Annotated in this window: 22 protein-coding genes; 7 read left to right on the forward strand and 15 right to left on the reverse strand. The window is 64.1% G+C overall.

What is annotated here, in order from left to right:
- Window positions 1-594: Na+/H+ antiporter NhaA (locus VGD10_RS04870; protein WP_331039677.1), on the reverse strand; the 594-nt coding region annotated here is incomplete at its 3' end.
- 39 nt (window positions 595-633) lie between these two features.
- On the reverse strand, window positions 634-819 hold the full coding sequence (locus VGD10_RS04875) for a PspC domain-containing protein (RefSeq protein ID WP_331039678.1): 186 nt from the start codon (window positions 817-819) through the stop codon (window positions 634-636).
- 389 nt (window positions 820-1208) lie between these two features.
- On the opposite strand from VGD10_RS04875, the gene VGD10_RS04880 reads away from it, so the two are divergent.
- Both VGD10_RS04880 and VGD10_RS04885 read left to right on the forward strand, forming a co-directional pair.
- On the forward strand, window positions 1209-1487 hold the full coding sequence (locus VGD10_RS04880) for a zf-TFIIB domain-containing protein (protein WP_331039679.1): 279 nt from the start codon (window positions 1209-1211) through the stop codon (window positions 1485-1487).
- Window positions 1488-1491: 4 nt separating this feature from the next.
- A complete protein-coding gene (locus tag VGD10_RS04885; RefSeq protein WP_331039680.1) occupies window positions 1492-1929 on the forward strand; it encodes a DUF488 domain-containing protein in 438 nt (145 codons plus the stop codon).
- Here VGD10_RS04885 and VGD10_RS04890 read toward each other — a convergent pair.
- The 5 genes from VGD10_RS04890 to VGD10_RS04910 form a co-directional block, all read right to left on the reverse strand.
- Window positions 1926-2672, reverse strand: coding sequence for a Crp/Fnr family transcriptional regulator (locus VGD10_RS04890; protein ID WP_331039681.1), 747 nt, complete (start codon window positions 2670-2672; stop codon window positions 1926-1928). The two genes, VGD10_RS04885 and VGD10_RS04890, sit on opposite strands and share 4 nt — an antisense overlap.
- Window positions 2662-3021, reverse strand: a complete 360-nt coding sequence (locus tag VGD10_RS04895; RefSeq protein WP_331039682.1) for a DUF962 domain-containing protein — start codon at window positions 3019-3021, stop codon at window positions 2662-2664. Before VGD10_RS04895 ends, VGD10_RS04890 begins: the two co-directional genes overlap by 11 nt.
- On the reverse strand, window positions 3008-3442 hold the full coding sequence (locus VGD10_RS04900; RefSeq protein WP_331039683.1) for a hypothetical protein: 435 nt from the start codon (window positions 3440-3442) through the stop codon (window positions 3008-3010). Before VGD10_RS04900 ends, VGD10_RS04895 begins: the two co-directional genes overlap by 14 nt.
- A 64-nt stretch (window positions 3443-3506) precedes the next feature.
- Entirely contained in the window at window positions 3507-4364 is an 858-nt protein-coding gene (locus VGD10_RS04905) for an SDR family oxidoreductase (protein ID WP_331039684.1), read from the reverse strand.
- A gap of 5 nt (window positions 4365-4369) precedes the next feature.
- Window positions 4370-4588 carry a hypothetical protein gene (locus tag VGD10_RS04910; RefSeq protein ID WP_331039685.1) on the reverse strand — a complete coding sequence of 73 codons (219 nt, stop codon included), beginning with the start codon at window positions 4586-4588 and terminating at the stop codon, window positions 4370-4372.
- A gap of 184 nt (window positions 4589-4772) precedes the next feature.
- On the opposite strand from VGD10_RS04910, the gene VGD10_RS04915 reads away from it, so the two are divergent.
- A complete protein-coding gene (locus tag VGD10_RS04915; RefSeq protein WP_331039686.1) occupies window positions 4773-6878 on the forward strand; it encodes a TonB-dependent receptor in 2106 nt (701 codons plus the stop codon).
- Here VGD10_RS04915 and VGD10_RS04920 read toward each other — a convergent pair.
- Entirely contained in the window at window positions 6875-7138 is a 264-nt protein-coding gene (locus tag VGD10_RS04920) for a hypothetical protein (RefSeq protein WP_331039687.1), read from the reverse strand. The genes VGD10_RS04915 and VGD10_RS04920 overlap by 4 nt on opposite strands.
- A gap of 104 nt (window positions 7139-7242) precedes the next feature.
- On the opposite strand from VGD10_RS04920, the gene VGD10_RS04925 reads away from it, so the two are divergent.
- A complete protein-coding gene (locus tag VGD10_RS04925; RefSeq protein WP_331039688.1) occupies window positions 7243-9054 on the forward strand; it encodes an ABC transporter ATP-binding protein/permease in 1812 nt (603 codons plus the stop codon).
- Window position 9055: 1 nt separating this feature from the next.
- On the opposite strand, the gene VGD10_RS04930 is transcribed toward VGD10_RS04925, so the two are convergent.
- Window positions 9056-10018 (reverse strand): esterase-like activity of phytase family protein, encoded by a 963-nt coding sequence (locus VGD10_RS04930; RefSeq protein WP_331039689.1) that lies wholly within the window; start codon window positions 10016-10018, stop codon window positions 9056-9058.
- A 45-nt stretch (window positions 10019-10063) separates the two neighbouring features.
- Here VGD10_RS04930 and recQ point away from each other — a divergent pair, with 45 nt between their 5' ends.
- Complete coding sequence (gene recQ, locus VGD10_RS04935; RefSeq protein WP_331039690.1) at window positions 10064-11827, forward strand: DNA helicase RecQ; 1764 nt, start codon at window positions 10064-10066, stop codon at window positions 11825-11827.
- Window positions 11824-12228, forward strand: a complete 405-nt coding sequence (locus VGD10_RS04940) for a TIGR01244 family sulfur transferase (RefSeq protein WP_331039691.1) — start codon at window positions 11824-11826, stop codon at window positions 12226-12228. Before recQ ends, VGD10_RS04940 begins: the two co-directional genes overlap by 4 nt.
- On the opposite strand, the gene VGD10_RS04945 is transcribed toward VGD10_RS04940, so the two are convergent.
- The 4 genes from VGD10_RS04945 to VGD10_RS04960 form a co-directional block, all read right to left on the reverse strand.
- Entirely contained in the window at window positions 12225-12416 is a 192-nt protein-coding gene (locus VGD10_RS04945; protein WP_414639499.1) for a DUF2007 domain-containing protein, read from the reverse strand. The genes VGD10_RS04940 and VGD10_RS04945 overlap by 4 nt on opposite strands.
- A gap of 8 nt (window positions 12417-12424) precedes the next feature.
- Complete coding sequence (locus VGD10_RS04950) at window positions 12425-12964, reverse strand: DUF924 family protein (RefSeq protein WP_331039692.1); 540 nt, start codon at window positions 12962-12964, stop codon at window positions 12425-12427.
- The gene (tldD, locus tag VGD10_RS04955; protein ID WP_331039693.1) at window positions 12964-14394 is read right to left on the reverse strand and encodes a metalloprotease TldD; all 1431 of its coding nucleotides are present in this window, start codon (window positions 14392-14394) and stop codon (window positions 12964-12966) included. Before tldD ends, VGD10_RS04950 begins: the two co-directional genes overlap by 1 nt.
- A gap of 315 nt (window positions 14395-14709) precedes the next feature.
- Window positions 14710-14997 (reverse strand): hypothetical protein, encoded by a 288-nt coding sequence (locus tag VGD10_RS04960; protein ID WP_331039694.1) that lies wholly within the window; start codon window positions 14995-14997, stop codon window positions 14710-14712.
- Window positions 14998-15307: 310 nt separating this feature from the next.
- Here VGD10_RS04960 and VGD10_RS04965 point away from each other — a divergent pair, with 310 nt between their 5' ends.
- Entirely contained in the window at window positions 15308-15577 is a 270-nt protein-coding gene (locus tag VGD10_RS04965) for a hypothetical protein (protein ID WP_331039695.1), read from the forward strand.
- A 292-nt stretch (window positions 15578-15869) separates the two neighbouring features.
- Here the strand turns inward: VGD10_RS04965 and VGD10_RS04970 are convergent, their stop codons facing one another.
- Together VGD10_RS04970 and VGD10_RS04975 are read right to left on the reverse strand one after the other, a co-directional pair.
- Window positions 15870-16802, reverse strand: a complete 933-nt coding sequence (locus VGD10_RS04970; RefSeq protein ID WP_331039696.1) for a peptidylprolyl isomerase — start codon at window positions 16800-16802, stop codon at window positions 15870-15872.
- Between the two features lie 61 nt (window positions 16803-16863).
- On the reverse strand, window positions 16864-17625 hold the full coding sequence (locus VGD10_RS04975; RefSeq protein WP_331039697.1) for a sulfite exporter TauE/SafE family protein: 762 nt from the start codon (window positions 17623-17625) through the stop codon (window positions 16864-16866).
- Window positions 17626-17695 lie beyond the last annotated feature (70 nt).

The following is a 17695-nucleotide window of genomic DNA, read 5'->3' on the forward strand; positions in this document are numbered from 1 at the left end:
CGCCGCGATGCCGAGCGCGAGCGTGTTGATGGAGGCCGTGTAGGCGACCGCAATGATTGCGACCGCACCCATATCATCGACGATGGCGACTGTGGTGAGGAAGAGCTTCAGCGATGTCGGCGCACGTTTCCCGAGCAGCGCGAGAACGCCGATGGCAAAGGCGATGTCGGTGGCGGCCGGAATGGCCCAGCCGTTTACGAGCTCTGCATCGTCCCAGACGATTGCGAGATAAATCGCCGCCGGCACTGCCATGCCGGTTGCCGCCGCGATGAAGGGGAGGCGCCGCTGGTTCCAGCTCGACAAGCGCCCGTCAACGAACTCGCGCTTGATCTCCAGCCCGACGAGCAGGAAGAAGATCGCCATCAGTCCGTCGTTGATCCAGAGGTGCGCGGTCATCGGCCCGAGCTTCGGCGTCAGCTCCGGCCCGATCTCCGCATGAAGGATGTGGTGGTAGGTTTCATAGAGGCCGCTATTGGCGACGATCATCGCCAGCGCCGCCGCTGCCATCAGCAGGATGCCGCCCGCGGCTTCGCTGCTGAGGAACTTGCGGAGGGCGGAATCCCTTTTCGGGCCTTGGCTGGGGGGCGGGGCCATGCCCTGCCCTAGACTCTGCCTCGCCCGATTGGAACCGCCTCAGCGGCTGTTGGCGATCAGTCCGGTGATGAAATAGGCGAGCAAAGTCACTGGCCCCAGCACGAAGAGTGCCAGAACGGCCAGAAGGCGCACGCCCAGCGGGTCCATCCCGAAATGATTGGCGATACCCGCGCAGACGCCGGCAATCTTGGCATTGGGCTTATCGAGAGCGAAGCGGCCGTCCATTTGTCTGTCCTTGGATTTGAGTGGCGGGCACCGGTCAGATGAGCTGACCGGCGGGTCCGACGGCGGCGGAAACGAACAGTGCGCTGGTGACGAGCGCAGCGACGATCGAGACTGCAAGCTGCTGCAGATTACCGAGATTGTAGGTCATCATTCTTACTCCCTGCTTCCGGGTGTCCGGCCGATCCGGCCCCGATGTCAGAGGTATTGCAGAGGGCGTGCCAATTGCCTGAAGTGGCGCAAATCTGCCGTTCTCGGGGAGCGAGAGGCAGCGAGTGGGCCATTTCCATCAGCGCCATTCCCAATTGTTGGCAGGAAGATTGGGATTTTGCGCCAGCTTGAAGAGCGGTGGCGGCCACCTAGATCGATTAGCAGAGAGAGGAGCCCCTGCGATGGCCAATGAAATGCTCTGCCCAGTCGACCGCACCCCGCTCGTGATGAGCGAGCGGCAGAATATTGAGATCGATTATTGCCCGACCTGCCGTGGTGTCTGGCTGGACCGGGGCGAACTCGACAAGATCATCGAGCGCAGCGCCTCGACCACGGCTCCGGCCCCGCAGGCGCCGCCGCCCAGCCAGTCCATGGGTCATGCGCCGCAGCCCTTCGGCCAGTCTTACGGCTACTCGCACAAGAAAAGGCGGAAGAGCTTCCTCGAGGAACTATTCGACTAAGGCGATGCCACGGCCGCTCTTCACCATCGGCTATGAAGGCAAGACCGTCGACGAGTTCCTCGGCGAGCTAGCCGCGGCCGAGGTCGACACGGTGATTGATGTTCGTGCGGTCGCGGCCTCCCGCCGTCCCGGCTTCTCCAAGACCGCCCTTTCAAATGCGCTGACGGAGCGGGGCATAGGCTATATTCACCTCCGCCCGCTCGGCACGCCTGCTGCCGGGCGAGAGGCGGCGCGGAAGGGCCGCACTGCCGAGATGCGGAAAATCTACGCGGTGCAGCTGGAGACGCCGGAGGCGCAACTCGCCATAGAGCAAGCGCTCGATGTCGCGGACGACAGCCGTGCAGCCCTGCTCTGCTACGAAGCCGATGCGGCGGGATGCCATCGGACGATGCTTGCCGAACGGCTGCTCGAGCGGCGGGCGTTCGATATCCGCAATCTTTAGCGGGGACGGCGTTCCAGATACAGGAAGGCGGCGCTGAATTCGGCCAGCCGCTGAAGCTGATCCCAATCGTGGATGATGACTTCGCCGTTGCGGAAGGTGAGCAATTGCTGGTCGCGAAGCTGCTTCAGCATGCGGTTCACGTGCACTGACGTAAGGCCGCTGGCGTCGGCGATGTCGGCCTGCGTAACCGGCAGCAGATAGCGGTGACCGCTGGCCAGGCCGACGATCTCCAGCCGCAGGTAAAGCTCGCAAAGCAGGTGCGCGATACGCGCCAAAGCCGACCGGCGCCCGATCGAAAGGATGCGCTCGCGGTGGATTGCGGCGTCTAGCAGGGTCGAGAACCAGAGCAGGCGCGCAAGATGCGGGTGGTTCTCCGTGATGTCGCGGATGCGGTCGTGCGGCACCAGTGCCAGGCTGATCGGCGTCAGCGATCCGACATTATGCTCCAGCTGCTTCAGGAGGAAGCTGTGGAGGTCGAGGAAGTCGCCCGGAACGTGCAGTTCCATGATCTGGCGTTGTCCGTCGGCAAGGTCCTTGTAGCGGCAGACGAAGCCCTGGACGAGCAATGTGCAGACGCTGAGCGTTACGCCCGCTTTCACGATCACCTTGCCTGCGGGAAGCGCCTTCTCCTCCGCGACCGCATCTCGGAGCACCGCCTCTTCTTCGTCGGATACGACGTCACGGGCGCGGAGCTTCATCAGCAAGGTGGCGACGGGATCGCCGACTTTGCCCTCACTCGCCAACGGGCCGCTCCACTGTTCCGTCGGGCCTGACCCCCGCCTCCCGAAGCGCGGGATCGATCCGGCCGGTCAGCCACAGCCACCACATCTTGAAATCGGCGGCGAGCGACCAGCCCGGATAGGTGAAGGTCGCCGGCCGGTTGCGCTCGATGGCGGCATGGCTTGCCCAGGCGAAAGCATAACCCGCCACGGGCATGACGATCAGCAGCCACCACTTGCCGGTGACGAGCGCGGCAAGGGCGATCGCCACGACCAAGGTCGTGCCCGCATAGTGAAGGGCGCGGGTGCCCGGCTTCGCGTGCTCGCGAAGATAGAAGGGGAAGAAGTCCGAAAAGCTCTTATAGGTCCGCATCTGCCGCCGTTTCGGCCCTATGCGCGTCGGTTGCCCGTTCGGCGACCAGCCGGTTGGCGATGAAGCCGCCGACGATCGGGAGCACGAGGGCCAGGATCCGCATGTAGAGCGGCATCGGCAGGAGGGCGACGCTCAGCAGTTGATAGAGGGTGATGAGCACCGCCACCGTCCAGGCGGCCCAGGAGCGGCCGGCAATCCGCTTCGCGACATAGGCGCCGACGAGGGCGCCGATGCCCCAGGCGACTATCCCGAGGAGCTGTGGCCCGACGCCGAGGGATGCATAGCTTTCACGGATCGTATCGGCATTAGACATGTCGACGCCGGTCGGAACGCCGACGATCAGCCCGCCGAGGAACGACACCAGCATCGCGGCCAGAACCGCGCTGACGAACCCGGCCAGAACCCCCAAAAATCCCTTCACGAGCATTCCCCCTTTTTTGTGTATCAGCCGTTCCTTAGCATAAATCCTTCGGACACAAACCTGCTCAGCTGCCGACGATGGTTCCCCCGTTCGGATGGAGCACCTGACCTGACATGTAGCTTGAATCCTCGCAGGCGAGGAACAGGAAGCTCGGCGCCACTTCGTTCGGCTGGCCGGGACGACCCATCGGCACGTCCTTGCCGAAATCGGGAATCTTCTCGGGCGGCTGACCGCCGAACGGGTTCAGCGGGGTCCAGATCGGGCCCGGCGCGACGGCATTCACACGGATGCCCTTCTCGATCAGGCTCTCCGACAGAGAGCGGGTGAAGGCGACGATCGCGCCCTTCGTCGATGCATAATCGAGCAGGATCGGCGCGCCTTTATAGTGAGTCACCGACGTGCAGTTGATGATCGCCGCGCCTTCCTTCAGATGCGGCCGCGCGGCCTGCGCCATGAAGAAATAGCCGAACATGTTGGTCTGAAAGGTGCGCTTCAGCTGCTCTTCGGTGATCTCGGTGATCTCCTCGTCCGGATGCTGCTCGGCGGCATTGTTGACGAGGATGTCGAGCTTGCCGAGTTTATCGACCGCGTCCTTCACCGCCCGCTCGCAGAAATCCTTGTCGCCGACGTCGCCGGCGATGGTGATCGCCTTCCGGCCCTCGGCCTCGACAATCTCCTTGGTTTTCTGCGCATCGTCATGCTCGCACAGGTACAGGATCGCCACGTCGGCGCCTTCGCGGGCGAACAGGGCCGCCACAGCGCGGCCGATGCCGCTGTCGGCGCCGGTGATGAGCGCCACCTTGCCCTTGAGGCGGTCCGAGCCGGGATAGCGCGGCTCCCAGTCCGGTTTCGGCTCCAGCTGGCTTTCATGGCCGGGAAGCTGGTCCTCATGGACCATCTCTATGGTTTGGGTGTCGCTCATGATCCTTACTCCTTGGCTGCGATGCCAGCGCCCTCTTCGCCAAAGGCTTCGATCGTGGATTGGTCCTGTTCGTCCTGCGGCGGCTTCTTCTCTGCAGGCGAGCTGCCGTCCTTGCCGGTGGTGAAGCTGTTCCGGCTGCCGTCGGCGGGATCGTCCGACATCTGATTGTTCTGGGTAAGCGGCCGCTCGTTCTGGTCCGGGTTGTGAAGATTTTGTTTGCCCATGGTCATTCTCCTGATTTGCAAGGAGAACCGATGCGCTCCGCCCCAGTTCCGCGTCCCGGCATGCCGCAGCGGCAGCAGATCGTTAGGCTGGCGTTCAGCTTCAGGGGTGCTACATATGTTGCAGCATTGCCGTTGCACGACAGTGGGGCGGCCGTGCAGAAGAACAGAAAAAGGGGAGATGCGGATGCCGAAGGGGATGCGGGCGAGCCGTTGCAGGAAGATGTGGTGGCTCGGTTCGGTGGCGGCCGTAGCCGTGGCGGCACCGGCGGGTGCGCAGGAGACAGGCGATGCACCGCCGCCCATTCCGACCCTTCCCGCGGCGGTCGAGGGTGCCAAAAGCTATACGCCGCAGGATTTCGTCCGCTTCGCGCCGAAGAACGCCTACGACATGCTGCAGCAGGTGCCGGGCTTCATCATCGTCGAAGGCAGCGAGCAGCGCGGCCTCGGCCAAGCTCGGGCCAACATCCTGATCAACGGCGAACGCTTCTCCGGCAAGTCGAACAGCGTCGTCACCGAACTCCAGCGGATCGCCGCGGGGGACGTCGTTCGGATCGACATCGTCGACGGCGCGACGCTCAACGTGCCGGGGCTTTCAGGCCAGGTCGCGAACATCTTCATCAATGCGCGAAAGCAGGTGAGCGGCCAGTTCAAATGGAACCCGCAGGCCCGCTTCAAACGCTTGCCGCCCCGCATGACCAACGGTCAGGCATCGATCAGCGGATCGAGCGGCAACCTCGATTGGACCCTCGGCTTCGTCAACGACAGCTTCGTCAACGGCAATGCCGGGCCGGAATATGTGACGAACGGCAGCGGCGCCGAGGTCGATCTTCGCCAGGAGCGGCTCGACATTTTCGGCGAGCAGCCGAAGATCAGCCTCGGCCTCAAGCATCGCGGAAGCGGCGGCAGCGTCGGCAACTTCAACGCTTCCTATCAAATCTATCATTTCGATGCGGAGGAGATCTCAAACCGCACCTATCCTTTCGGCGTGGATCACCTTCGCCATTTTCGGGAAGGGGAGCGGGAATATAATTACGAACTCGGCGGCGACTATGAGTTCGGCCTCTTCGGCGGCAGGCTGAAGCTGATCGGCCTCAGGCGCTTCGAGCATAGCCCTTACCACCAGCAGATCATCACCTCTTTCAGCGACGGGCGAGCCAATACGGGCTCACGCTTCGAGCAAAAAGCGGACGAAACCGAGACCATCCTCCGCGGCGAATATAGCTGGAACATGGGCGGCGCCGATTGGCAGCTTGCCCTCGAGGGCGCCTATAACGTGCTGGATGTGAAAAGCGGGCTTTTCAATCTTGACGGATCCGGCGTTTTCCAGCCGGTACCGCTTAACAACGCCGTGTCGACCGTGGACGAGAAGCGGGGCGAGGCTATGCTGAGCTACGGCCGACCGCTCAGCCCTGCGCTCACCCTTCAGAGCGCCATTGGCGGCGAATATTCGCAGCTCAGCCAGTCGGGCCCGCATGGGCTCACCCGCAGCTTCTTCCGGCCCAAGGGTTTTGTGTCACTCGCCTGGAAGGCATCGCCCCGGCTCGACGTCAGCGCAAAGATCGAGCGGAAAGTCGGTCAGCTCAACTTTTTCGACTTCGTCGCCTTCGTGAATGTCGGCGGCGGCTTCGGCAATGCCGGCAATCCGGAGATCGTGCCGCAGCAAAGCTGGGAGGGACAGGTCGAGGCCACCCGCAATTTCGGCGAGTGGGGCACTGCCACCGCGCGGTTATACGGCCGGCTCTACCAGGATGTCGTCGACGTCATCCCAATCGGGGAGACGGGGCAGGCACCGGGCAACCTCGATAAGGCGAGCCTCTACGGCTTCTTCTGGTCAAGCACGCTCAACCTCGATCCGATCGGAATCAAGGGTGCGAAGATCGATGTGGAAATGACGCTGCAGGACAGCAGGATCGAGGATCAGCTGACCGGCCGCTTTCGCGACATCAACAATATCACGCTGCGCGATATCGAGATCAACTTCAGGCACGATCTTCCGAACAGCGACTGGGCCTATGGCGGGTACTACAATGAGTTCGAACAGGCGTACGGCTACCGGCTCGATATCCAGGAGCGACCGTTCAACGATCCCGGAGGCCTCGGCGTCTTTGTCGAGCATAAAAACCTGCTTGGCCTCACTGTCAGGACTAGCCTGGACAATTTGCTCGGCACGCAGGAAACGTTTCGCCGAACCTTCTACGACGGCCGCCGGACCAATCCTGTGCTGTTCAGCGAGTATCGGGACCGCGATTACGGGCCGATCCTGACCTTCTCAATCAGCGGCGAGTTCTAGCGGCCGGAAAAGAGCGGCGTGCGCTCCGGATTCGGTAGGCGCACGTCGGAGCCGCGGACGATCTTCGGCGCGTTCGCGGCTTGGCATTGGGCGACGATCACGGGATAATCGGCATCGCCAAAGCGCATCACGGCTTCTTCCGTCGCGGCGGCGCATTGCGCTTGGCTTTCATAGCGGGTCTCAAGCAGGCGAAGCTGTTGGCACGGCCCATCGCTTTCGCCGCAACCCATTATGGCCATTACGAAAATTGCTGCCTGCATGTCCTCGCTCCTCGGCCTGCAAAACCCACATGTGGTGATGCCGTTCCAACTGTTTCGGAGGCGAATTTTGAAAGAAAGATAGGGAACCCTATCTAGGTATTTGAATGCAGATCGAAGAGACTAAGGAGGCGCGCCCAGAAGCGGGCTGGGATGCCCTGAGGCGCTTCCTTCCCTATCTGTGGCCGGCGGGCGAGACGGCGCTCCGAACCCGCGTCGTCATCGCGATGCTGCTCGTCTTCGTCGCCAAGGGTGCGACGCTGGTCATGCCCTTCGCCTACAAGGCCGCAATAGACCGAATGACGCCGGGCATGGAGGCGGCGGCGGGGCTCGCGGTCGCACTCGTCGCCGCCTACGCTGGTGCGCGGTTCGGCGGCGTCCTGTTCGACAATCTTCGCAATGCGATCTTCGAGCGGGTGGGGCAGGATGCGGCGCGCCGGCTCGCCGAAAACGTGTTCCGCCACGTTCATGCGCTGTCGCTCCGCTATCATCTGGAGCGGCGTACAGGCGCGCTCACCAAGATCGTCGAGCGCGGCACAAAAAGCATCGACATGATGCTCTATTTCCTCCTCTTCAACATCGCGCCGACTATCATCGAGCTGATCGCCATCTGCATCATCTTCGGTGTGAAGTTCGGCCCGGGCCTTGTCCTCGCGACGCTAGTTATGGTCGCGGCCTATATCTGGTTCACGCGTGTCGTCACCGACTGGCGCTCGCGGCTTCGCCGTGAACTCAATGATATCGACAATCACGCCATCTCCCGCGCGGTCGATAGCCTCCTCAATTACGAGACGGTCAAATATTTCAACGCCGAGGAGCGGGAGGCGAAGCGCTATGGCGAAGCGATGCGCGCCTTTGCGAACAGCTCGGTGAAGAACGAGACGTCGCTTGCCTGGCTCAACATCGGCCAGTCGCTGATCACCAATCTGATGATGGCGGGCGCGATGGGCTATACCGTCTGGGGCTGGAGCCGCGGCCAGTTCACCACCGGTGACGTGGTGCTGGTGAACACGCTTCTCGCGCAGCTCTTCCGCCCGCTCGACATGCTCGGTTGGGTGTACCGCAACATCCGTCAGGGCCTCATCGACATGGAGCAGATGTTCGGAGTCGTCGACACGCCTCAAGAGGTAAAGGACAAGCCAGGCGCGGCCGCCCTCCATGTCCAGCGCGGCCACGTTCGCTTCGAGGACGTGCATTTCGGCTATGAGCCGGATCGGGATATACTGAAAGGCATCGACCTGGACGTGCCGCCGGGAACGACGCTGGCGGTGGTGGGCCCCTCGGGCGCGGGCAAGTCCACGCTCTCGCGCCTACTCTTCCGCTTCTACGAGCCGACCGCCGGCCGCATCACCGTGGATAGCCAGGATATAAAGAGCGTGACCCAGACCAGCCTTCGCGGCGCAATCGGCATCGTTCCGCAGGACAGCGTCCTCTTCAACGACACGGTCGGCTACAATATCGGCTATGGCCGCGACGGCGCCGCGCAAGCCGAGATCGAGGCGGCGGCCAAGGGCGCGGCAATCCACGATTTCATCATGAGCCTTCCTGAGGGCTACGAAGCCAAGGTTGGCGAACGTGGCCTGAAACTCTCAGGTGGCGAGAAGCAGCGCGTCGCCATCGCCCGCACCCTGCTCAAAGACCCGCCGATCCTGATCCTTGACGAGGCGACCAGCGCCTTGGACAGCCGCACCGAAGCCGCCATCCAGGAGACCCTTAAGTCGGTCGAACGCGGCCGCACCAGCATCGTCATCGCGCATCGGCTCTCGACCATCGTCGACGCCGACCAGATCGTCGTGCTGGACCAGGGCCGCGTCGCCGAGCGCGGCACGCACGCACAGCTCCTCCGCAAGAACGGCCTCTATGCCGAGATGTGGAACCGCCAGCAGAATGAGCGGGAGCAGGCAGAGGCGGCGGAGTAGGTCAGCCGATCAGCTCAAACTTCATCAGCAGGGTGCGCTGCCATGTCTCGGGTTTAGCAGGATCGTTGTAGACGCCGAAATTGTCGTCCGAGATGATGTAGAGAAAGGTGCGGCCATTCTCCTCCCGAAGCGCTAGTCCTTCATAATTATCCACGGTTACCGGAGGAACGAACGTCGCGAGCGTTCGGCGGTCTCCCAAGGGGGAGCGGGTGACGAGTGCGACACGATTGTCGTTCCCGCCGGACCAGCTCCGCATCAGAATATAGAGGGTGCCGTCCGCCGCCCAATCCGCATCGACCGGGTAGGCGGTTTTCGGGTCGAGCCCGGCCGGTGGCGGCAGGTTCACCGGTTCAAACCTTCCCTTCCGCCGGAGATAGCAATTGGGCGCACCGTCCGATGCTAACCGTTCGGCGCAGAGGAAGAGGCTGTCGCCGCGGACGGCAAGCGTTTCGGCGCCCTGGTTCTTCTCCAGCGGCCCGAACAGGGTCTGCGGGTCCAGCATCGGCTCTGCGGGCCCGCCGAGGCTCCTGTACCGAAGAATCTTGTGGTCGTGCTCGAAGCCGACGATCCAACCGCTGCCGTCCCAAACCATCGCTTCGGAATCGCCGGTGGCGGTGCCTTCCAGCAATTGACCGTTGGGACCATGAAGGTCGCCCAGGGCGGCGACGCGAAGTCCCTCCAGCCGCCCCTGCCGCTCGATGGTCCGGAACGTCATCCAGTCACCGACATCGGTGATCGTGTAGAGTCGCCCGTTTCGCCACTTGAGCGAGGAGAAGCCGCCGAAGCGGGGGTCTGCCGAATCCAATTCGACGCCACCGAGATAATGGAGCCGGCCGAGGATTGTCCGGTCGGGAACGGCCCTGTCGAGCGGCACCGGCCGTGCAGAGACGGTCATCGGCTGCGGCGTATCGACGCTGGCGCAGCTGGCCGAAAGCAAAAGAATAAAAGCGGTGAGCAGGCGCATGTGTGGGCGCTAGCATGCGGCAAATGACATGCCTATGACGAAGCCGTGCGCGACCCCGCTTCGATCCTCCACCAGGTGTTCGGCTTTTCCGGCTTTCGCGGCGTTCAGGCCGATGTGATCGGCCGCGTGATGGCGGGCGAGCATAGCCTCGCCGTAATGCCGACGGGTGCGGGAAAGTCGCTCTGCTATCAGGTGCCGGCGCTTGCGCGGGAAGGCACCGGCCTCGTTATTTCGCCGCTCATCGCACTGATGCACGATCAGGTGCGCTCTGCCGCGGCCTTCGGCATCCGCGCCGCAGCGCTGACGTCTGCCGACGAAGGCCGGGAGGAGACGGTCACGAAGCTGAAACGCGGCGAGCTGGACCTCCTCTACGTCGCGCCGGAGCGGGCGAGCGGGGAGAACTTCCGCCGCCTCATCTCTTCGACTCCGCTGGCACTGATCGCCATCGACGAAGCACATTGCGTGTCCGAATGGGGGCACGATTTCCGCCCCGATTATCGGCTGCTCAGACCGCTGCTCGATGCCTTGCCGAATGTGCCGCGGCTGGCGCTGACCGCCACGGCCGACGCCCATACCCGCGCCGACATCCTCGTCCAGCTCGGCATTCCGGCGGAAGGCTTGATCCTAGCCGGTTTCGATAGGCCTAATATCCGCTACCATATCCGCCCCCGCGACGGCATCGGCGCGCAGCTCAAGCACCTTCTTGCCGAGCAGCCCGGCCCCGGCATCGTCTATGCCACGAGCCGCGACGCAACCGAGCGGCTGGCGGAGCAGCTCGCGGCTTCGGGCCGGAAGGTGCTGCCCTATCATGCCGGCCTCGACCCGCGCCTCCGCGCGGCCAACCAGAAGGCGTTCGTCGCGTCGGAAGATATGGTGATGGTTGCGACCATCGCGTTCGGCATGGGTATCGACAAGCCCGATGTCCGCTTCGTCGCCCATGCCGGCCTGCCGAAATCGATCGAAGCCTATTATCAGGAAACCGGCCGGGCTGGCCGCGACGGCGAGCCCGCCGAAGCACATCTGTTCTGGGGGGCGGAGGACTTCTCCCGCGCCCGCCGCCGTATTGCCGCCGAGGTTCCCGAGAACCGGCAGGCGGGCGAGCGCGACCGGCTGAATGCGCTCGGCGCGCTCGTCGAGGCGGCAGGGTGCCGTCGCGCGATCCTGCTCCGCCATTTTGGGGAGGAGCCGCCACAGAGCTGCGGCAATTGTGACAATTGCCTGTCGCCGCCGCAGGCGGTGGACGCGACCGAAGTGGCGCGAAAGCTGCTGTCCGCCGCCTTCCGCACCGAAATGCGCTTCGGCATCGGGCATCTGACGGACGTTCTGGCGGGCAAGGAGACCGACAAAATCCACAGCTTCGGACATCACCGCCTCAGCGTCTTTGGCATCGCCTCGGAGGAGGAACTGCACCTCGTAAAGCCGGTCGCCCGCGCCCTGCTCGCCCGCGATGCCTTGCGGGCCGACGATTATGGCGGCCTTTCCTTCGGCCCCGGCGCGAAGCCGATCCTGAAAGGGGGGGAGGCGGTGCCGGTGGTGATTCCGCCGAAGCGGCAGCGCCGCCGCAAGGGCGACACGCGCGACTATCCGCACGACCCCTTGTTCGACCTGCTCCGCGCCCGCCGCCGCGACCTCGCCACCGAGGCAGGCGTTCCGCCTTACGTCATCTTCCACGACATCACGCTCCGCGACATGGCCCACGCTAAGCCGACCAGCCGCGCCGCCCTTTCTCGGATCAGCGGCGTCGGCGCGGCCAAGCTCGACCGCTATGGCGACGCATTCCTGGAAGTGCTGCAGGCACACGCGGCATGATCCCGCTGGACGAAAAGGTGCTGGTGGCGGGGCAGATCCGGCCGCACGACATTCCCGCCATCGCTGCTGCCGGGGTGACGATGATCGTCAACAACCGCCCGAATGGCGAGGAGCCGGGCCAGCCCTTTGCGGCTGAGGTGGAGGTGGCCGCGCGCGCGGCCGGGCTGCACTATCGCCATGTGCCGGTGAGCGGCGGCCTTTATCCCGATCAGGTGCAGGCGATGGCCGAGGCGCTTGAGGCGACTGAAGGTAAGACGCTCGCTTTCTGCCGTTCGGGGACGCGCTCCATCTATCTATGGGCGCTCGCCCGCGCGAACGCCGGTGACGAAGCGGAAGAAATCGTTCGGAAAGCCGAGGCGGCCGGTTACGATCTGACGCCCATTCGCGCCTATCTCGGCTAGAAGGAGGCGAGCAGCGCTTCCGCCTGCGCCTTATCCTCTTCGTCCACCATCAGCCTGACCGGCGTCAGCGAGCCGATGCCGAGGCTAGCGAGCCCGTCGTCGAACAGCATCGCCGGAATGCCTTCGGAATCGAGACGCCCGCGCACGATCTCGGCGGCAATGCGGCTGTCGAAGCGGGCGACCTGCACCAGCGCCATCACCAGGGAAAGACGTCGCCGGCAGCCACCTCATCGGGACGGGGCGTCCGGCCGAGGATGGCGTTCCGGTGCGGAAAACGGCCGAAGCGTTCGATCACGTCGTGATGCTTTTTGGCGAAGCCCAGCTGGTAATCGTCGCTTAAGGCGGTGAAGAGCGCTACCGAACGCTGCTGATCCTCAAGATCCTCACTGTGCTGGAAGGGCATGTAGAGGAAGCCGCGCCGCGGCTGCTCGAAGGTCTCGTCATAGCCGCGCTCGACCGCCGCCTTCGCGATCTGAAGCGCCAGATGGTCCGTCGCAAACTGGTCGGCATGGTCCCTGAACATGTTGCGCGGAAACTGGTCGAGCAGGATGATCGCCGCGAGCGCTTCTTCCGCCGAGCCGAGGAAGTCCTCCGCCTGCCTGCCGCTCTGCTCCTCCCAAAGGGTGTGGAAGCGCTCACGTACCTCCGCGTCGAGTTCGGGATCGGGCTTCCACCATTGCTCGGGCTCAAGGCCGAACCAATAGTCTAGAACCTTGCTGACACAAGGCTCCGCCATCAGGCCGCGGTGCCGCCGACGGTGAGGCCTTCGATCAGCAGGGTCGGCTGGCCGACGCCCGCTGGCACGGACTGGCCGCCCTTGCCGCAAATGCCGATGCCCTCGTCGAGCGCCATGTCGTTACCGATCGCGGCGACGCGTGTGAGGACGGTGGGGCCGTCGCCGATCAGGGTCGCGCCCTTCAATGGCGCGCCGAGCCTGCCATTCTCGATCTTGTAGGCCTCGGTGCAGCTGAAGACGAACTTGCCGCTGGTGATGTCCACCTGCCCGCCGCCGAAGCTCTTAGCGTAGATGCCGTTCTTCGCTCGGGAGAGGATCTCGCCCGGATCGTCCTTGCCGGCCAGCATGAAGGTGTTGGTCATGCGCGGCATCGGCGCGTGGGCGAAGCTCTCGCGGCGGCCATTGCCGGTCGGCTCGACACCCATGAGCCGCGCATTAAGCCGGTCGTGGATATAGCCCTTGAGGATGCCGTCCTCGATCAAAGTGGTGCACTGGGTCGGCGTGCCTTCGTCGTCGATGGTGAGCGATCCGCGGCGTGCGCCCATCGAGCCGTCGTCCACCACCGTGACGCCTGGCGCGGCGACGCGGTCGCCGATGCGGCCTGAGAAGGCGGAACTCCCCTTGCGGTTGAAATCGCCTTCGAGCCCGTGGCCGATCGCCTCGTGGAGCAGCACGCCCGGCCAGCCGGGACCCACGACAACCGTCATCTCCCCGGCGGGTGCGGCGACGGCGTCGAGGTTCACCAGCGCCTGCGCCAGCGCGATGTCGATCGCGCGGTTCCAAGTCTCGGGCTGGAACAGATCGTCGTAAAGATAGCGGCCGCCAAGGCCATGATAGCCGCTTTCGCGCCTGCCATTCTGCTCGACCACGATCTGGACGTTGAGGCGGACGAGCGGACGCACGTCGTGGGCTACGAAGCCGTCGGCGCGGACGATGTCGATCACGCTCCAGCTTCCGGCAAGCGAGACCGACACCTGAGCGATGCGCGGATCGCGAGCGCGGGCGGCGGCGTCGATCTGCTGGCAGAGCGCGACCTTCTTCGCGAAGGGGATGAGGCTTAAGGGATCGGCGTCGGTATAAAGGCTGGCATTGGTTCGGCGCGGCGGCGCGGCGGGCGGAGACTTAGAAGGATCGAGCACCGCCATCGTCTCGGCGGCGCGGCGGATCGCCCCTTCGGAGATCTCGTTGGCATGGGCAAAGGCGGTGGTTTCGCCGGAAACGCCGCGGAGGCCGAACCCCGCCTGCGTGTTGAAATCTGCCGTCTTCAGCCGGCCGTCATCGAAGGCGAAGCTCTCGCTGGCCGTATACTGAAGATAAAGCTCACCATCGTCGCAGCTTCGAAGCGCTTCGGCGGTGAGCCGCTGCGCCAGATCGGGGTCAAGCCCGTCAGGACGATAGAGGAAGCGGCGGGGATCGGCGGCGATAGTCATCCCGAGGATATAAGGCGCACTGCGTGCGCCGTCGAGGCTGCCAGCCCGACTAAGCCGGATGGCTTACGGTTGTAATTGCATGCTCGTGTTTCACGAGCCAACATCGCGAAATGCTCCGCCTCCTCGCGACGGCGTGTGCGTTCCTCGAACGTCGCGGCGCGATCGGCCCTGTGAAGTAGAGTCACGGCGCGCCGCCGCCGGAAGGTAATATCCGGCTCCATGGAATGTCCCCGCCCCTGTCCGTGCGCCGGGATAGCTCGCGGACTTAAGTAGTTGTGGTGTAGTAGATTTTCCCGAACCGGCTGCTAACCAGGATCAGCGGGGCGCGGCGACCGGATCTCCTACGGAGGGATCGGCGGTGGTCGGGCGCTGGGCGGCGGGGCTGCTCTGGCCGGTCTGACCCGAAGCCGCTGGCGTGCCGCTTTCCTCGTCCTGCGCCTCGGCGATATTCTCCGCCCGCTGCTGCTGCGCCTCCGTCTTGTTAACGGTGGCTTCGATGGCGGCGGCGGGAGCTGCGTTCTCCTTGTCCGGAGTCGGATCGGAGCCACCTCCACACGCCGCGAGCAGGAGTGGAAGGAGGAGGAGGGCATGTGCGAACTTCATCGTCTTTACGCCTTCGAACATGGCCGCGCCCGCGACTCGGGGCCAGCGGCGGTCTTCACCGGTTAGACGCGGGAAATCCGCAGCCGTTCCGAAAACCGGCGGATCCCATGGTTAAGAAATTATTTCCGGCGGTGTGGCTTTTCAGCCCGCCGCATGGTTAACACGGCTCGTCGCTAGGCCCTTCACTCCTTAATCGGCAGGGTAAATGGACCGTTACTGAGCCGTACTGCACCCGTTTACCCAATATTCATGAAACCCTTCACGGGCAGCCTGCGTTATGAGCGCAAAGGTTGTTCTGGAAGGAGCCGTCATGGCCACGAGTATCTTGGAAGCACGGGGCGGATGTATTGTCCCCAAAGCGCATGAGCGCGGCTATCACATCGTTTATCGCGAAGAGCAGACGAACTACTGCCCCGGTTGCGGCAAGACCCACTGGTATATCGGCCGGGCGATGGCGGAATGCGCCTTCTGCTCCACGGCTCTGCCGCTTGAGAATGCGCCGATGATCGGCAGCCAGTCTATGGTCCGCACGATCCGGCGCGTTCCGATGCACGAAGAGGAACATGTGCTCGCCGCCTGAGGCGAGGCATGAGTGAAGCGTAAGCCGGCCGCCCGCCCTTACCCTTTCGGGCGGCGGCCGGACGGGAACCTCAACATAGATCAAGTGTTGAGACCGATGAAGGGCAGCGTACCCGCCCTGCTTTGTTCGAGTATGCGTATAGTGGGCGGCGCCAAAGGGCAGCCGCCGTCGCGCCGGCGCCTTCATTGCCGCCTCTCCCTTTGGCGGCGAAGGGCCGGCGCGTTAGTTTCTTCCAGCAAAGTGGTACTTTGCGGGCGCCCGACGAAAGCGGAAAAAAGGCAAGGCGGCGGCTTCAGCCGCCTTTTTTACGTGCCGGGACCGGGGCGTTGCAGAGGTCGGCGCCGCCGGCCGGGCGCTGAAAGAAGGTGCCGCCGCGATTGGCACGGCCGAGCACGAAAGCCGCGAAGGCGTCGCTGTCGGTGCGCATCACTTCGTAGGACGGGCGTTCGGCGGCGGGAAGATCGGCAGCAAGCCGCACCCGAGCTATGCCCATTTGGTCTTTCGCCTCCTTGATGAAGCCCAAGGCTTCGGTGCCGCGCTGGAGCGCCGTCATATGCTGGAAACCTTCCAGCACCCGGCCGACGGTGGCGATGTTTAGATCAAGGTGGCGCGGGGCGTGGCCGATCACCGCGTAAAGCTCACCGCCGGTGCCGGTGTCGGGCGCGAGATCACGGCCCACGCCTACCATCGCATAGCAATGGGTAAGCCAGGCGCGCCCGCTTTCCGGATCGTAGCCGACCGGCCAGCCGTTGGCGTGCCCCACCATCGGCGCGTAAGCGTCGGGGTAGCCGAGCGGCCGAAGATCGAGGCCGGCAAGGGCGCGGTCATATTCGGCGGGCGGCGCCTTGACGACGCCAGCGGGGAGCGGATTTTCCACGTCGCCATTCCCCCATTGCACCACATAATTGTCCTGCACCCGATAGATGGCGGCGTTGTTCCACCAGCCGGCGCGGGCGAAGGCGCGGATGTTGGCAACGTGGACGGGCGCAAATTCCGGCGCGAGCTCGATCGCGATCCGCGCACCGTTCTTAAGGTCCATGAGAAGGAGGTTTTCAGGTTCGACGTCGCGCCATGCCGAAGCCGGCGCGTTCTTGATCGTTTCCGAAGGCTCGACCGCGCCTGCGACGGGCGTCGGCCGCCAGGCGGGAGCAGGTTCGGGCGGAGCTACCGGCGCGCACGAGGCGAGAAAAGCCGATGTAATACCGATCAGTCCGGATTTGCGCATGTCTTGCCCCTTGCTTTGGCCTTGATCCTCGCTTGCAGCCTAGGCGCGGGTCAAGCGGCTTTCAGAGCGCGCGCCAGATGCCGTAGATGCTAGTCGCGGTGAGGACGATGCCGACCATGATCATCAGCGGGTTGGGCGGCACGCGCTTGGCGAGATAGGCGCCGAGCGGGGCGGCCAGGATGCCGCCGATGAGGAGACCCACAGTCGCCGCGCCGACCGCTTCCCAGCCCAATGTGGCGAGGAACGTCGCAGAGATGGTGACGGTGAGAAAGAATTCGGCCGTGTTGACGGTGCCGATTACCTTTCGCGGATTGGCACCCTGAACGAGCAGGTTCGAGGTTACGATCGCGCCCCAGCCGCCGCCGCCCGCAGCGTCCAGGAACCCGCCGGCGAGGCCAAGCGGCTCGATAATCTTCGGCTTCTTTTCCTCATGTTCGTGGTGAATGCCGCGCCAGAGTAGGTAGAGGCCAATGGCAGCAAGGTAGCCGAGCACGATCGGTCGAGCGGTATCGGCAGGAACCTCAGTCAGCACATAGGCGCCAAGCACGCCGCCGATCACGCCTGGAATGACGATGCGGGCGAAGAGGCGCCAGTCGAGGTTGCGGTGAATGATGTGGCTGATGCCGGACACGCCGGTGGTGAAGACCTCCACCGCATGGACACGCGCCGACGCAACTGCGGGCGGAACGCCAATGCTGATCAGCATCGTGCTGGCGATCGTTCCGAAGGCCATGCCCATGGCCCCGTCGACAAGCTGCGCCGCAAAGCCGATCAGGATGAAGGGGATGAGGTCGGCAAAGGAAAATGCCGAAAAATCGATCAAAGGCCCCTCCCCGGCTGCGCCAATCTGCGCAATCCATACGAGCGAAAGGCGGCAAAGCTCCCGCTCGCCG

This window comes from Allosphingosinicella sp., from assembly GCF_036402135.1.
Lineage (GTDB): Bacteria > Pseudomonadota > Alphaproteobacteria > Sphingomonadales > Sphingomonadaceae > Allosphingosinicella.